The organism is Rhodocyclus purpureus (genome assembly GCF_016653115.1).
Classification (GTDB): Bacteria; Pseudomonadota; Gammaproteobacteria; order Burkholderiales; family Rhodocyclaceae; genus Rhodocyclus; species Rhodocyclus purpureus.
In genome coordinates this window covers 139,327-153,446 of record NZ_NHRX01000063.1, presented here as the reverse complement: position 1 = coordinate 153,446, position 14,120 = coordinate 139,327, and the positions used below count along the sequence as shown (strand labels likewise).

The 14,120-nt window shown below is 67.0% G+C and carries 14 protein-coding genes and 3 tRNA genes; 13 read left to right on the top strand and 4 right to left on the bottom strand.

Translation table 11 applies throughout. The annotated features are described in order from the left end of the window. Positions 1-26: 26 nt before the first annotated feature. On the bottom strand, positions 27-701 hold the full coding sequence (locus tag CCR84_RS13595) for a Crp/Fnr family transcriptional regulator (RefSeq protein ID WP_201213325.1): 675 nt from the start codon (positions 699-701) through the stop codon (positions 27-29). A gap of 154 nt (positions 702-855) precedes the next feature. On the opposite strand from CCR84_RS13595, the gene CCR84_RS13590 reads away from it, so the two are divergent. The 8 genes from CCR84_RS13590 to CCR84_RS13555 are packed head-to-tail and all read left to right on the top strand — an operon-like array spanning position 856 to position 9,693. Then, positions 856-2,814, top strand: coding sequence for an AMP-dependent synthetase/ligase (locus CCR84_RS13590; RefSeq protein WP_201213323.1), 1,959 nt, complete (start codon positions 856-858; stop codon positions 2,812-2,814). 30 nt (positions 2,815-2,844) lie between these two features. After that, complete coding sequence (locus CCR84_RS13585) at positions 2,845-3,630, top strand: ABC transporter ATP-binding protein (RefSeq protein WP_201213320.1); 786 nt, start codon at positions 2,845-2,847, stop codon at positions 3,628-3,630. 26 nt (positions 3,631-3,656) lie between these two features. Next, positions 3,657-4,571 (top strand): branched-chain amino acid ABC transporter permease, encoded by a 915-nt coding sequence (locus tag CCR84_RS13580; protein ID WP_201213318.1) that lies wholly within the window; start codon positions 3,657-3,659, stop codon positions 4,569-4,571. 23 nt (positions 4,572-4,594) lie between these two features. Beyond that, positions 4,595-5,671 carry a branched-chain amino acid ABC transporter permease gene (locus CCR84_RS13575; RefSeq protein ID WP_201213316.1) on the top strand — a complete coding sequence of 359 codons (1,077 nt, stop codon included), beginning with the start codon at positions 4,595-4,597 and terminating at the stop codon, positions 5,669-5,671. Positions 5,672-5,715: 44 nt separating this feature from the next. Beyond that, complete coding sequence (locus CCR84_RS13570; RefSeq protein ID WP_201213315.1) at positions 5,716-7,032, top strand: ABC transporter substrate-binding protein; 1,317 nt, start codon at positions 5,716-5,718, stop codon at positions 7,030-7,032. A gap of 5 nt (positions 7,033-7,037) precedes the next feature. Beyond that, complete coding sequence (locus tag CCR84_RS13565) at positions 7,038-7,865, top strand: ABC transporter ATP-binding protein (RefSeq protein ID WP_201213313.1); 828 nt, start codon at positions 7,038-7,040, stop codon at positions 7,863-7,865. A 22-nt stretch (positions 7,866-7,887) separates the two neighbouring features. After that, positions 7,888-9,114 carry a phenylacetate--CoA ligase family protein gene (locus CCR84_RS13560; RefSeq protein WP_201213311.1) on the top strand — a complete coding sequence of 409 codons (1,227 nt, stop codon included), beginning with the start codon at positions 7,888-7,890 and terminating at the stop codon, positions 9,112-9,114. A gap of 51 nt (positions 9,115-9,165) precedes the next feature. After that, positions 9,166-9,693: a hypothetical protein gene (locus CCR84_RS13555; protein WP_201213309.1), complete on the top strand. Its 528-nt coding sequence runs from the start codon at positions 9,166-9,168 to the stop codon at positions 9,691-9,693. Positions 9,694-9,711: 18 nt separating this feature from the next. On the opposite strand, the gene CCR84_RS13550 is transcribed toward CCR84_RS13555, so the two are convergent. Then, positions 9,712-10,188 carry a PhaM family polyhydroxyalkanoate granule multifunctional regulatory protein gene (locus tag CCR84_RS13550; protein ID WP_201213307.1) on the bottom strand — a complete coding sequence of 159 codons (477 nt, stop codon included), beginning with the start codon at positions 10,186-10,188 and terminating at the stop codon, positions 9,712-9,714. Positions 10,189-10,296: 108 nt separating this feature from the next. Between CCR84_RS13550 and CCR84_RS13545 the strand changes: the two genes are divergently transcribed. Continuing rightward, the gene (locus tag CCR84_RS13545; protein WP_201213305.1) at positions 10,297-10,965 is read left to right on the top strand and encodes a response regulator; all 669 of its coding nucleotides are present in this window, start codon (positions 10,297-10,299) and stop codon (positions 10,963-10,965) included. 62 nt (positions 10,966-11,027) lie between these two features. Here CCR84_RS13545 and CCR84_RS13540 read toward each other — a convergent pair whose 3' ends face one another. Next, a complete protein-coding gene (locus CCR84_RS13540; protein ID WP_201213303.1) occupies positions 11,028-12,899 on the bottom strand; it encodes an ATP-binding protein in 1,872 nt (623 codons plus the stop codon). A gap of 103 nt (positions 12,900-13,002) precedes the next feature. Further along, entirely contained in the window at positions 13,003-13,329 is a 327-nt protein-coding gene (locus tag CCR84_RS13535; RefSeq protein ID WP_201213302.1) for a hypothetical protein, read from the bottom strand. Positions 13,330-13,568: 239 nt separating this feature from the next. On the opposite strand from CCR84_RS13535, the gene CCR84_RS13530 reads away from it, so the two are divergent. The 4 genes from CCR84_RS13530 to CCR84_RS13515 all read left to right on the top strand — a co-directional run. Continuing rightward, positions 13,569-13,653, top strand: a tRNA-Tyr gene (locus CCR84_RS13530). A 52-nt stretch (positions 13,654-13,705) separates the two neighbouring features. Beyond that, positions 13,706-13,779: transfer RNA gene (locus CCR84_RS13525), tRNA-Gly, on the top strand. 41 nt (positions 13,780-13,820) lie between these two features. Next, a tRNA-Thr gene (locus CCR84_RS13520) sits at positions 13,821-13,895 on the top strand. A 50-nt stretch (positions 13,896-13,945) separates the two neighbouring features. Continuing rightward, positions 13,946-14,120, top strand: a 175-nt coding sequence (locus CCR84_RS13515) for a GTP-binding protein (protein ID WP_242508735.1), incomplete at its 3' end; no start/stop codon positions are given.

Sequence of the window (14,120 nt, the reverse complement as noted above, 5' to 3'; positions counted from 1 at the left end):
CAAAACTGCGGCGCCCTGCAAGGATTTCACTGTCCGTAATTGCGCAGCCCTTCCAGGTCGAGCACGGTGACGCTGCCGTATTCGACGCGCACCAGTCCGGCCTCGGCGAGTGCGCGCAGCGCACGATTGACGCGCTGGCGCGAGACGCCGGCGAGGAAGCCGAGCTCCTCCTGCGAGATCTGCAACTGCCTGCCGATTCCCGGATGGAGTACCGGGTTGAACATCGACAGCAGGCCGCGTGCGAGGCGTGCCTCGATGTCGAGCAGTCGCTCGTGCTCCATCATGCCGATGAACTGGCCTAGCCGCTCGTTGAGATGCCTGAGCAGGAAGTGGTTGAAGGCGAGGTTGTTGTCGAGCAGCGACTGGAACGCCGCACGGCTCATGAAGGCGATGCGCGAATCGCGCAGCGCGATCACGTCGTAGCGCCGTCGCTCCTTCTTGAGCAGAGAGCCCTCGCCGAGCCAGCCGCCGCTGGCGACGCCGGTGAAGGTGGTGGTCTTGCCGCAGAGGCCGTTGCAGGTGATCTTGACCAGCCCGTCGATGACGCCGATCCAGTGCTCGACCGGCTCGCCCTTCATGCAGACGTAGGCGCGCGCCGGGACCTTGCGCACGACGATGCTGGCCTTGATCCGCTCGCGCTCGGCATCGGGGAGCTCGCGCGCCCAAGGTGAGGCGCTCAACATGTCGTCAAGCGAACGCATTTCTTCCAGATCCCGTCAAATGTCAATTGCGCGACAATTGTAGCGCCGCCGCGCGCTTAGACTTCGCGGCAGCAGCATAAAAAGCCGGCAAAAAGCCGGCGTACAAGACTTCGGCGCAGGGCTTCGGGGCCCGGCGAAAATCGGAGGAGACGACATGCCCGAAACGGCAGCCTGGCAGGCGCAGGATACCTTTCCGCGCCTGCTTCTCGAGCACGCCCGCGTGCGTGGCGGCAAGGCCGCGATGCGCGAGAAGCATCTCGGCATCTGGCAGACCTGGAGCTGGGGCGAAGTCGCCGAACGCGCCGGCGCACTTGCCTGCGGGCTGGCCGAACTCGGCCTGCGCCGTGGCGACAACGTCGCCATCATCGGCGACAACCGTCCGAACCTGTACATGGCGATGCTCGCCGTGCAGTGCCTCGGCGGCGTCCCGGTGCCGCTCTACCAGGACGCCGTCGCCGACGAGATGAAGTTCGTGCTCCAGGACGCCAGCATCCGCTTCGCGCTGGTCGAGGATCAGGAGCAGGTCGACAAGCTGCTCGAGATCAGGGAGCAGCTGCCGGCGCTCGAACACATCGCCTACGACGACCCGCGCGGCATGCGCCACTATGCGCAGCCCTTCCTCCACGACATCGAGGCGCTGCTCGCCGTCGGCCGCGTGCGCCAGCAGGACCACCCCGATTTCCTCGGCGAGGAGATCGACAAGGGGGGCAGCGACGACGTGTCGGTGATGCTGTATACCTCGGGGACGACCGGCAAGCCGAAGGGCGTCTGCCTCACGCACCGCGCCTTCATCAGCGCGGCACAGGGTGGCGTCGAATTCGACCGCCTCGGCCCCGACGACGAGGTGCTCTCCTACCTGCCGATGGCCTGGGTCGGCGATCACCTCTTCTCGCTGGCGCAGGCGACGGTCGCCGGTTTCGCGATCAACTGCCCGGAGTCGGGCGAGACGGTGATGAACGACCTGCGCGAGATCGGCCCGACCTACTACTTCGCGCCGCCGCGCGTGTTCGAGAACCTGCTGACGCAGGTGACGATCCGCATGGAGGACGCGAGCCCGTTGAAGCGCCGGCTGTTCGACTACTTCATGGCCGTCGCGCGGCGCTGCGGCGCCGACATCCTCGACGGCAAGCCGGTCGGCGCCGGCGACCGCCTGCGCTACGCGCTCGGCAATGTCCTCGTCTATGGGCCGCTGAAGAACGTGCTCGGCATGAGCCGCATCCGCGTCGCGTACACGGCGGGCGCGGCGATCGGCCCCGACCTGTTCCGCTTCTACCGCTCGATCGGGATCAACCTGAAGCAGCTCTACGGCCAGACCGAGACCTGTGCCTACGTCTGCCTGCAGCCCGACGGCGAGATCAAGTTCGACTCGGTCGGCAAGCCGGCGCCCGGCGTCGAGGTGAAGATCGCCGACAACGGCGAGATCCTGGTGCGCGGCCCGAACCTGCTCAAGGAGTACTACAAGCGCCCCGACGCGACCGCCGAGGCGCTCGACGGCGAAGGCTACTTCCTCACCGGCGACGCGGGCTTCTTCGACGAGGACGGGCACCTCAAGATCATCGACCGCGCCAAGGACGTCGGCAAGCTCGGCAATGGCGCGATGTTCGCGCCCAACTACATCGAGAACAAGCTCAAGTTCTTCCCCTACGTCAAGGAAGCGGTCGCCTTCGGCCACCAGCGCGAACACGTGTGCGCGTTCATCAACATCGACATCGGCGCCGTCGGCAACTGGGCCGAGCGGCGCGGCATCGCCTACTCGGGCTACGCCGACCTCGCCGGCAAGGCGGAGGTCGGCGAGCTGATCCGCCAGTGCGTCGAGCAGGTCAATCAACAGCTCGTCGCCGAGGGCATGCTCGCCGATTCGCAGGTGCATCGCTTCCTCGTCCTGCACAAGGAACTCGACCCCGACGACGACGAGCTGACGCGCACGCGCAAGGTGCGCCGCAACTTCGTTGCCGACAAGTACCGCGTGCTGATCGACGCACTCTATTCGGGGCTCGATTCGCAGTACATCGAGACGCTGGTGCGCTTCGAGGACGGTCGCACCGGCAAGGTCGCCGCCGACCTCAGGATCCACGACGCGAAGACCTTCGCGGCCGAACGCCTGGCCGCCTGAGCGCGCCGCAACGTTTGCACAGGGACTGCCATGAGTGGAAGAAAAATCGGCGAAGTCATCCTCGACCTGCAGAACATCTCGCTGCGCTTCGGCGGCGTCAAGGCGCTCACCGATATCTCCTTCGACGTCCGCGAGCACGAGATCCGCGCCATCATCGGCCCGAACGGCGCCGGCAAGAGCTCGATGCTGAACGTGATCAACGGCGTCTATCACCCGCAGGAGGGAAAGATCTTCTGGCGCGGCCAGGAGCGCCGGAAGATGGAGCCGCATGAGGCGGCGCAGCAGAACATCGCGCGCACCTTCCAGAACATCGCGCTGTTCAAGGGCATGAGCGTGCTCGACAACATCATGACCGGCCGCATCACCAAGATGCGCGCCAACTTCATCGAGCACGCGCTGTGGTTCGGCCGCGCGCGACGCGAGGAACTGGAGCACCGGCGCCGCGTCGAGGAGGTGATCGACTTCCTCGAAATCCAGCACATCCGCAAGACACCGGTCGGGCGCCTGCCCTACGGTCTGCAGAAGCGCGTCGAACTCGGTCGCGCGCTCGCCGCCGAGCCGGCCATGCTGCTGCTCGACGAGCCGATGGCCGGCATGAACGTCGAGGAGAAGCAGGACATGTGCCGCTTCATCCTCGACGTGAACGACCAGTTCGGCACCACCATCGTGCTCATCGAGCACGACATGGGCGTGGTCATGGACATCTCCGACCGCGTCGTCGTCCTCGACTACGGCAAGAAGATCGGCGACGGCGTCCCCGACGAGGTCAAGAACAACGAGGACGTGATCCGCGCCTATCTCGGCGCCGGTCACTGACTTGCGGCAAGGCGCAGGGAGGAACCATGAACTTTTTCTTCGAGGTACTGATCGGCGGACTGCTCAGCGGCGTCATGTACGCGCTGGTCGCGCTCGGTTTCGTGATGATCTACAAGGCTTCCGGCGTCTTCAACTTCGCGCAGGGGGCGATGGTCTATCTGGCCGCGCTGGCCGTGGTCGGCTGCATGGAGATGGGGGCGCCGCTGTGGCTCGCGGTCATCCTGGCCTTCGCGATCATGACCCTGTTCGGCATCGCCACCGAGAAGTTCGTGTTGAGGAAGCTCGTCAACCAGCCGCCGATCGCGCTGTTCATGGCGACCATCGGGCTCGCCTTCTTCATCGAAGGGCTGGCGCCGCTGCTCTTCGGCAGCCAGCCGCGCGCGCTCGACCTCGGCATCGTCGACGAGCCGATCGCCTGGGTGCTCGACAACTGGAACATGGTGATCTCGAAGTTCGACCTGGTCGCCGCCGCCGTCGCCTCGCTGCTGGTGGCGACGCTGGCGCTGTTCTTCCAATACACGCGCGTCGGCCGTGCGCTGCGCGCGGTTGCCGACGACCACCAGGCGGCGCTGTCGATCGGCATCCCGCTGCAGCACATCTGGGCGATCGTCTGGGGCGTCGCCGGCTTCGTCGCGCTGGTCGCCGGGATGATGTGGGGTGCGCGCAACGGCGTCCAGTTCGCGCTCACCTTCACCGCGCTGAAAGCCCTGCCGGTGCTGATCCTCGGCGGCTTCACCTCGGTCCCCGGCGCGATCGTCGGCGGCCTGATCATCGGCGCTTCCGAGAAGCTCGCCGAGATCTACATCCCGCCGGTCCTGCAGGACCTGTTCGGCGGCAGCTTCGGCGGCATCGAGGGCTGGTTCCCCTACGTGCTCGCCTTGCTCTTCCTGCTGGTACGGCCCGAGGGGCTGTTCGGCGAGAAGCACATCGACCGCGTCTGAGAGTCTGAGAGAGGGCAGAAGACATGCTTTACCGTGAAGCCGGCCAGTTCAAGACCAGTTACACCGCCGACCAGCAGCTCTTCCCGATCCGCCAGGATCGCATCGGCGTGCTCGTCCTGCTCGCCATCGCCTTCCTCGGCGTTCCCCTGTTCGCCAGCGACTACTGGTTCTCGGCGATCCTGATCCCGTTCCTGATCTTCTCGCTCGCCGCGCTCGGGCTGAACATCCTGACCGGCTACGCCGGCCAGCTCTCGCTCGGCTCGGCGGCGTTCATGGCGGTCGGCGCCTACGCCGCCTACAACTTCCAGCTGCGCATCGAAGGCATCCCGATCCTCGTCTCCTTCGCCTGCGGCGGGCTCTGCGCGGCGCTGGTCGGCGTCCTCTTCGGCCTTCCCTCCCTGCGCATCAAGGGCTTCTACCTCGCGGTGGCGACGCTGGCGGCACAGTTCTTCATCGTCTGGTGCCTGACCAAGTTCCCGTGGCTGTCGAACAACTCGTCGTCGGGGGTGATCTCGACCCAGCAGCTGATCATCCTCGGCCATGAACTGAAGACGCCGCTCGAGAAATACCTGCTGGTGCTCGCCATCGTCGTCGTCCTCGCGCTCGCCGCCAAGAACCTGGTGCGCTCGGCGACCGGACGCGCCTGGATGGCGGTGCGCGACATGGACGTCGCCGCCTCGGTGATCGGCATCAAGCTGCTGCCGACCAAGCTGCTCGCCTTCGCCATCAGCTCGTTCTACTGCGGCGTCGCCGGTGCGCTCTATGCGTTCTGCTACCTCGGATCGGTCGAGCCCGACGGTTTCTCGCTCGACATGTCGTTCAAGATCCTGTTCATGATCATCATCGGCGGCGTCGGTTCGATCATGGGCAGCTTCCTCGGTGCCGCCTTCATCCTGCTGCTGCCGATCTTCCTCGACGTCGCGCTGCCCTTCCTCGCCGGACTGTTCGGGCTGCCGTTCTCGAGCGCCACCGTCTCGCACATCCAGATCCTGCTCTTCGGCGCGCTGATCATGTTCTTCCTGATCGTCGAGCCGCACGGTCTCGCCCGCCTGTGGCAGATCGGCAAGGAGAAGCTGCGCCTGTGGCCGTTCCCGCACTGAGCCGCCGCACCACTCGTGTCATCCCCGCTGAAAGGAGACCCACCATGAGCCGCAAACCCGCATTCGCCGTCGCTGCGCTGTCGCTTTCCCTGCTCGCCCAGGGCGTGCTCGCCGCGGAAGAGCAGTTCTTCCCGATCCCCTCCTACCGCGTCGGTCCCTACGGCGCCAACGGCCAGTCCTTCTACGGAGGCTTCATCGACTACCTGAACTACGTGAACCTCAAGGAGAAGGGCGTCAATGGCGTGCAGCTGACCTGGGAGGAGTGCGAGACCGAGTACAACAACGCCAAGGGGGTCGAGTGCTACGAGCGGCTGAAGGGCAAGGCGGCGAAGTCGTCGGGGCCGATCCACACGATGTCCACCGGCATCTCCTACGCGCTGATCGACAAGACGGCGCAGGACAAGCTGCCGCTGGCGATGATGGGCTACGGCCGCACCGACGCGGTCGACGGTTCGGTCTTCCCCTACGCCTTTCCGCTGGTGACGACCTACCAGATGCAGGCCTCGGCAGTCGTCAGATTCGTCAAGGACAAGCTCGGCGGCAACCTTGCCGGCAAGAAGATCGTGTACCTGTACCACGACTCGGCCTACGGCAAGGAGGCGATCGTCGCCATGGAGGCCGAGGCCGCGCTCAACAAGTTCGCGCTGGTGCAGATTCCGGTCGCGCACCCCGGCAACGAGCAGGGGGCGCAGTGGCTGAGGATCCGCCAGGAGAAGCCCGACTTCGTCGTCTTCTGGGGCTGGGGCGTGATGAACCAGACCGCCCTGAAGGCCGCGCAGAAGGTCGGCTACCCGCGTGACAAGATGGTCGGCTCGTGGTGGACCGGTTCCGAGGAAGACGTGATCCCGGCCGGCGACGCCGCCAGGGGCTACATGGCGGCGACCTGGAACGTCGCCGGCAAGCAGGTGCCGGTGATCGCCGACATCGAGAAGGTGGTCTATGGTGCCGGCAAGGGCAACCTGCAGGACAGGTCGAAGATCGGCTCGGTGCTCTACAACCGCGGCGTCTCGGCGGCGGTGCTCTCGGTCGAGGCGCTGCGCCGCGGCCAGGAGAAGTTCGGCAAGGGGCGCGCGCTCACCGGCGAGCAGACGCGCTGGGCGCTCGAGAACCTGGACATCAGCGAGGCGCGCCTGAAGCAGATCGGCGCCACCGACCTGCTGCCCGAGATCAGGACCTCCTGCGCCAACCACGAGGGCTCGGGCAAGGTGAAGATCCAGCAGTGGGACGGCGCCAAATGGGGGCCGGTGTCGGGCTGGATCGAGGGCAACAAGGCCCTGATCCACCCGCTGTTCCAGGCCTCGGCGAAGCAGTACGCGAAGGAGAAGGGAATCACTCCGCGCGACTGCAGCAAGGAGAAGTAGTCGCCATGAGCGAAGCCACCGCCCTCGCGTCCTCCCCTCATCTGTGCGTCAACAACGTCGAGGTCATCTACGACCACGTGATCCTGGTGTTGAAGGGCGTCTCGCTGAACGTCCCCAAGGGCCGCATCGTCGCCCTGCTCGGTGCCAACGGCGCCGGCAAGTCGACGACCTTGAAGGCCATCTCCAACCTCTTGCACGCCGAACGCGGCGACGTGACCAAGGGCTCGGTCGAGTACAAGGGGGAGCGCGTCGACCAGCTCTCGCCCAACGAACTGGTCCGCCGCGGCGTCATCCAGGTGATGGAAGGTCGCCACTGCTTCGGCCACCTGACGATCGAGGAGAACCTGCTCACCGGCGCCTACACGCGCTCGATCTCGCGCGCCGAGCTGAAGGAGGACCTGGAGAGGGTCTATCATTACTTCCCGCGCCTGAAGACGCGGCGCAGCTCGCAGGCCGGCTACACCTCCGGTGGCGAGCAGCAGATGTGCGCGATCGGCCGCGCGCTGATGGCCAGGCCGGAGACTATCCTGCTCGACGAGCCGTCGATGGGGCTGGCGCCGCAGATCGTCGAGGAGGTGTTCGAGATCGTCAGGGATCTCAACAGCCGCGAGCAGATCAGCTTCCTGCTCGCCGAGCAGAACACGATGGTCGCGCTGCGCTACGCCGACTTCGGCTACATCCTCGAGAACGGCCGCGTCGTCATGGAAGGCGAGGCGGCCGAGCTGGCAGCGAACGAGGACGTCAAGGAGTTCTACCTCGGCCTCTCCGGTGCCGGGCGCAAGAGCTTCCGCGAGGTCAAACACTATCGCCGGCGCAAGCGCTGGCTGTCGTGAAATCAGGATGGTGAGCCCGACGATGAGCCCTTTCGACTCCCGCGAAACCCGCGCGCCGGCCGCGCGCGAAGCCGAGCTGATGGCGCGCCTGCCGCGCCTGGTCGCGCACGCGCGGCGCCATTCGCCGTACTTTGCACGACTCCTCGCCGGCATCGACCCGGCGGCGATCGCCTCGCGCGCGGCGCTGGCCGCGCTGCCGCTGACGCGGAAGTGCGAGCTGATCGAGCGCCAGCATGCCGAACCGCCCTTCGGCGGGCTCAACGCGACCCCGCTGCCGGCGCTGGCACGCGTGTTCGCCTCGCCGGGGCCGATCTACGATCCCGAGGGCCGCGGCGACGACTGGTGGCGCTTCGCGCGCGCCCTGCACGCCGCCGGTTTCGTTGCCGGCGAGCTCGTGCACAACACCTTCTCCTACCACTTCACCCCGGCCGGATCGATGCTCGAAGGCGCTGCGCAGAAGCTCGGGTGCCCCGTCTTCCCCGCCGGGGTCGGGCAGACCGAGCAGCAATTGCGCGCGATCGCCGACCTGAAGCCGGCAGCCTACGTCGGCACGCCTTCGTTCCTGCGCATCCTGCTGGAGAAGGCCGACGAACAGGGCTGCGACGCGAGTTCGCTGAAGAAGGCGCTGGTCTCGGGGGAGGCCTTGCCCGGATCGCTGCGCCAGTGGTTCCGCGCGCGCGGCATCGTTGTCCGCCAGGCCTACGCCACCGCCGACCTCGGCCTGATCGCCTACGAGTCGGAAGCCGAGGAGGGGCTGATCGCCGACGAGGACGTGCTTCTCGAAATCGTCCGCCCCGGCACCGGCGACCCGGTCGCCGCAGGCGAGGTCGGCGAGGTCGTCGTCACCCGCTTCAACGACGACTATCCGTTGATCCGCTTCGCCACCGGCGACCTGTCGGCGGTGCTGCCGGGGACGAGTCCCTGCGGCCGCACCAACCTGCGCATCCGCGGCTGGCTCGGGCGTGCCGACCAGACTGCCAAGGTCAGGGGAATGTTCGTGCATCCGGCGCAGGTCGCCGAGGTGGTACGAAGACACCCCGGGATCCTGCGTGCACGCCTCGTCGTCGACAACGACGAGGGCGCCGATCGCATGTGCCTGCACTGCGAAACCGGCGCTGCCGACGACGCCGCAGCGGTCGCCGCCAGCCTGCGCGAGGTGACCAAGCTGCGTGGCGAGGTGCTCGTCTGTGTGCCCGGGACGCTGGCCAACGACGGCAAGGTGATCGAGGATCGACGCCGCTACGACTGAGGCGCGCCGCTGCCGTAGAATCGGCATCCCTGCGTCCCCGGCGTTCCATCCATGTTTTTCCTGTCACTCACGGCGCGCCCGCTTGCTGCCGCCGGACTGCTGCTCGTTGGCTGCGCCGTACTGATCTCGCCAGCCGCGGCGCAGCCCTTGCCGACGGGGGGCGCGCAGGAGGTCCGGCGCGCGCCGCAGCCCGGTGACTGCCTGCGCTTTCGCGAGGGTGGGAGCGGGCGGCTGTTCAAGTCACCGACCTGGTGGTTGCGCGGCACCGTCGTCGAGGTGCGCAGCGAGCCGCGCCGACTCGAGCTCTGCCCGCGCTTCGACAAGCCACGGCAGGCGTTTTCGGTCGAGGACTGGACGCTGCTGGCCTCCGCGCTGCCCTGCGCCGGCAGCGCCGCTGCACTCGGGCGCGAGGTCGAGGTCACGCGCGTGAGTCTGCGCGTCGACGCTTGGGAAACGCCATGGACGCGCCCACATGGCGAGAGCGGCTGGCTCTTCCGCGGGCAGTTCCTCGACCAGCCGCTGCGTGTCGGTGCGCTGCTCGACCTGGACGCGGGCTGGCTGGAATCCTGTGCCGAGTGAACGCCGCCGAGAGCCGGTCTAGGCGGCGCCGCCTTTGCGTGACTTCGCCGGGCTCGGGTTGGATTCGCCTTCGCCGCGCTGGGCGTTCAGCTTCTCCTGCATCTGCTGCATCATGTTCCACGGCCACATTGCCGCCTGCGCGAAGGCTTCGCCGGCGGCCGCCTCGCCACCCGCCGGACGGGCGTTGCCGGTGGCGCTGGCCGTCGCGCTGCCGACCGGATTTTTCCACATCTCGGTTGCTTCCGGGGTTCCCAGATTGCTCATCGTGCGCACCGCCTTCAGCGTGGTGACCTGCATCTCAAGCCCCTGGATGGTCATCTGCAGCATCGACAGGTTCATCTTCAGCCATCCCTCGACGGCCTTGAGGTCGGTGATCCGCTTTTCCAGTTCTTCGGCATCGAAGGTGGGGGTGACCATTCCGGGCAGCGAGAAGCCCATCGCTGACCAGAAGTTGCGTACGAATTCCATCGTGTCTTTTGACGTGTCTGCTGACATGAGGCCTCCTCGGCGGTTATTCGGCTCATCTTAGCACCCTCCGGCGCTGCACGCAGCGCTGGAGGGTGCTAGAGTACCGAGGCCAAAGTCATTTTCATTCAGACAAACATGCTCAAGATACTCGTCGTCGAAGATCACGCCCTGGTTCGCGAGGGGCTGGCACGCAGGTTGCTGCAACTCGATGCCGCCGTGCAGGTGCTGGAGGCCGCCGACTGGGATCAGGCCGAGACGCATCTCGCGGAAGAACCGGACCTCGATCTGGTCCTGCTCGACCTCGGCCTGCCCGGCGTCGACGGCCTCACCTGTCTCGGCATCATCCGTAACCGCCATCCGGCCGTTCCCGTGGTCATCGTTTCGGCCTACGACGATGCCCTCACGGTCAGCCGCGTGCTCAAGGCCGGCGCTTCCGGCTTCGTTCCCAAGGCGTACTCGGGCGAACGTCTGCTCGCTGCCTTGCGCGAGGTGCTGGACGGCGGCATCTTTGCGCCGGACAAGCTGATGTCGGTGAAGTTTGCTCCCGACCTGCCCGAAGCGCCCGCCCCGAGGCAGGAGGCGGCTAGCGTGGACCCGTCCGACTTCGGTCTCACCAGGCGCCAGGTCGATGTGCTCGCCTTGATGGTGCGTGGCACCTCGAATCGCGACATCGGCGTTCGTCTCGGGCTCACCGAAGGTACGGTGAAGGTCCATACTACGGCGATCTTCAAGGCCCTCGGTGTTTCCAGCCGCTCGCAGGCGGTGGTCGCGGTCAATCGCTTCGGGATCCGCCTGCCGGGCTGACGGCTTCTCCGCGTGCACCGCCGGCAGCCAGCCTCGCCTCCCCGGCGCGTGGCTGGCGGCCGTCAGTGTCTCGCTGCCGCCACCCGTGCCAGCAGCGCCCGCAGTTTTGCCGGACGCAACGGCACGGCGAGACGGAAGGCGCCTGCGGGCAGCTTGCCGTCGCCGCCGAGGACGATCCGCGCTGCCGTTGCCGGGGCGCCCTGCAGCGGCGTGCTCTGCGTCACGAACACGGTCGGCGCGGCGGCGAGGCCCACCGTATCGCCGGCGATCGCCAGCGCCTCGGCCGGGCCTACCCAGTCGCAGCGGTAGCCCCAGCCGGTGGCCAGGCTCGCCGCAGCGAGCAGTTCCGGTGTCGGCGGCAGGATCAGCAGTAGCCGCAGTCCGAGGGTGGGGGAAGCGTCCGGCGCCGCCGGCGCTGCGTCGGCGCAGGGCGGCGCCAGCGGCAGGGTGACGGCGAAGACCGAGCCGTCGCCCACTTGCGAGCGCAGTTCGAGCGTCGCCCCGAGCAGGCGCGCCATGCGCCGGGCGATGGCCAGGCCGAGTCCGAGCCCTTCGCCGTCGACGCGGGCGCGGTTGCCGACCTGGAAGAACTCCTCGAAAACCGCCTCCTGGTGCTCGGGGGCGATGCCGATGCCGCTGTCGCGGATCTCGATGCGCCAGTGCGTCCCGCGCCGGCGGGCGGCAACGAGGACGCTGCCTTCGCGCGTGTAGCGGATCGCGTTGCCGACGAGGTTGGCGAGCAGTTGTTCGAGCAGCGCCGGGTCGCTGCGCACGCACGCCGAGGTCGGCCGACAACGCAAGCGCAGGCCTGCCTCGGCGGCATTGCGCGCGAAACTGTCGTGCAGGCGCGCAAAGACCGCGGCCAGAGGGAAGTCGCTCGTTTCGACCCTGACGCCGCCGATGTCGAGGCGCGAAATGTCGAGCAAGGTGTCGAGCAGACCGCTCAGCGTCTCGATCGATTCGCCGATACGCCGGGAGAGCGTGCGCAGCTCGTCGATCTCGGCGCTCGCCACGGCGCGCTGCAGGTCCGACGAAAACAGCGACAAGGCGTGCAGCGGCTGGCGCAGGTCGTGGCTGGCAGCGAGCAGGAAGCGGGACTTGGCGAGGTTGGCGCGCTCGGCCTCTTCCTTGCGTTCCTGCAACTCGCTGGTCGCGGCGTGAACCCGCTCTTCGAGCAGGGTTCGGCTCGACAGCAGTGCCGTGGCCATCGCGTTCAATCCCTCCTCGAGTCGCTGCAAGTCGCTGCCGCTGTCGGCGGGAACCCGCACGTCGAGTTCGCCCTGCCGGATGCGCTCGAGTGCGTCGCGCAGACGCAGGATGGGGCGCGTCACCGACTGGCTGAGGACGATCGCCAGTCCACCGCCGATGGCGAGGATGAAGAATGACGAGACGAGTGCGAAGTGAAGCGCCTCGCGCTTGCGTTGCTCGGCCTCCGCGCGGGTGATGTCGAGGCGGATCCAGCCGGTCGTCCCCTGGCGCAGGCTGGCGGGCAGCGAAGCGCCGCTGCCGACGAACAAGTCGTCGTCGGGATCGTAGCGGGGCGAGAAGATCGGCGCTGCGAAAACGACGCGCTGTGCGTCCTCGTAGAGCAGCGCTGGATGCTCGACCAGAGGTATCGGCTGCAGCCGCGTCGGTGCCGGGCCGCCCCAGGCCAGCACCTCGCCCTCGCCGTCGAAAAAGGCAGCGGCGACGATGTTGGGCTCGGCCAGCGCGCTCTGTGCGATCTTGCGCAGGGCGTCGCGGTCATGCGCGTAGGTGCTGAACTCGCCGACTGCCGCGAGCTGGCGCGACAGGCCGATGCCGTAGTCGCGCAGATCCTGCTCGTAGTCGGCGCTGGTACGGTAAGCGATGTAGCCGGCGAGCGCGACCGCGACGGTGATCGCCGGCAGCAGCGCCACGAGCAGGACGCGATTGCGGATTCCCCAGTGCTTCACGCCGTCGCCCCCGGGCCGATGTTCGTGCCCGGCCGCAGCTCGGCGCACGCCAGGAACTGCCGGCGGCGGCGCTCCACGGGCTGCGTCAGGGGCTTGCCGGGCATCATCGCCGGTCCAGCAGCAGCCGATAGCCGAGCAACAGCGCGCAGATCAACCCGACGATCCAGGCGGGGGAGATCGGCAGCTGTGCACCCGCCCAGGCGAGCGGGACGAAGCCGGCGTGGAACAGCCGCCAGCGCCACGGCGCCCGCGTCAGGGTCGCCAGCAGCAGCGCGCCGCCGCCGATGGCGAAGGCGGTCCCGGGCCACGGCAGGTCTTCGCCGCGCGTGCCGAACCAGGGCCATGCCAGCGACAGGACGAGGAGGGCGGCCGCCGCCTGCAGTGCAAGTTGACGGGCGAGGGCAGGGCTTGGGTGTATTTCGGAGGGCATCTTGGACGGCTGCTTTCAGGACGGCGTCAATTGTAGCGCGGCGCCACGGTCGCGCACGGAATGCGGATTGCCTGCGCGCGTTGGACCCGGCCCGGGACTGCCGACAATTTTTTTGCGTACCCGGCGATATTTTTTCAAATAGGGGCTAGCGCGCGGAACTCTTTCTGCTATACTGCGCGCCTTCCAGACGACGAATTGACACCGAAACGCAAGTGGGTGACAATCTCGGATTCAGGAATGGAGGGATTCCCGAGCGGTCAAAGGGATCAGACTGTAAATCTGACGGCTCTGCCTTCGAAGGTTCGAATCCTTCTCCCTCCACCAAGCATTTCCGCTGCGTTCAGCGGCGGTCGATCGTGTTGCGGGTTGCGGTTTTGCGGGTGTAGCTCAATGGTAGAGCTGAAGCCTTCCAAGCTTAAGACGAGGGTTCGATTCCCTTCACCCGCTCCACGCTGCGGCTGAAAATCGCGTCAGGCGTCAATCGCGAGATTGCCCATGTAGCTCAGTGGTAGAGCACTCCCTTGGTAAGGGAGAGGCCGGCAGTTCAATCCTGCCCATGGGCACCACGACTTGTGGCGCTGAAGATTTTTTACTTCTAACGTTTTGAGGTGTCGAAATGGCTAAGGGAAAATTCGAACGCAAGAAGCCGCACGTGAACGTCGGTACGATCGGTCACGTTGACCACGGCAAGACGACGCTGACGGCGGCGATCACCACCATCCTGTCGAAGAAGTTTGGCGGCGAAGCCAAGGCCTACGACCAGATCGACGCGGCGCCGGAAGAAAAGGCGC

Coding starts and splice junctions, on each gene's coding strand:
- CCR84_RS13595 (WP_201213325.1), bottom strand. CDS start 701: ATGCGTTCGCTTGACGACATGTTGAGCGCCTCACCTTGGGCGCGCGAG.
- CCR84_RS13590 (WP_201213323.1), top strand. CDS start 856: ATGCCCGAAACGGCAGCCTGGCAGGCGCAGGATACCTTTCCGCGCCTG.
- CCR84_RS13585 (WP_201213320.1), top strand. CDS start 2,845: ATGAGTGGAAGAAAAATCGGCGAAGTCATCCTCGACCTGCAGAACATC.
- CCR84_RS13580 (WP_201213318.1), top strand. CDS start 3,657: ATGAACTTTTTCTTCGAGGTACTGATCGGCGGACTGCTCAGCGGCGTC.
- CCR84_RS13575 (WP_201213316.1), top strand. CDS start 4,595: ATGCTTTACCGTGAAGCCGGCCAGTTCAAGACCAGTTACACCGCCGAC.
- CCR84_RS13570 (WP_201213315.1), top strand. CDS start 5,716: ATGAGCCGCAAACCCGCATTCGCCGTCGCTGCGCTGTCGCTTTCCCTG.
- CCR84_RS13565 (WP_201213313.1), top strand. CDS start 7,038: ATGAGCGAAGCCACCGCCCTCGCGTCCTCCCCTCATCTGTGCGTCAAC.
- CCR84_RS13560 (WP_201213311.1), top strand. CDS start 7,888: ATGAGCCCTTTCGACTCCCGCGAAACCCGCGCGCCGGCCGCGCGCGAA.
- CCR84_RS13555 (WP_201213309.1), top strand. CDS start 9,166: ATGTTTTTCCTGTCACTCACGGCGCGCCCGCTTGCTGCCGCCGGACTG.
- CCR84_RS13550 (WP_201213307.1), bottom strand. CDS start 10,188: ATGTCAGCAGACACGTCAAAAGACACGATGGAATTCGTACGCAACTTC.
- CCR84_RS13545 (WP_201213305.1), top strand. CDS start 10,297: ATGCTCAAGATACTCGTCGTCGAAGATCACGCCCTGGTTCGCGAGGGG.
- CCR84_RS13535 (WP_201213302.1), bottom strand. CDS start 13,329: ATGCCCTCCGAAATACACCCAAGCCCTGCCCTCGCCCGTCAACTTGCA.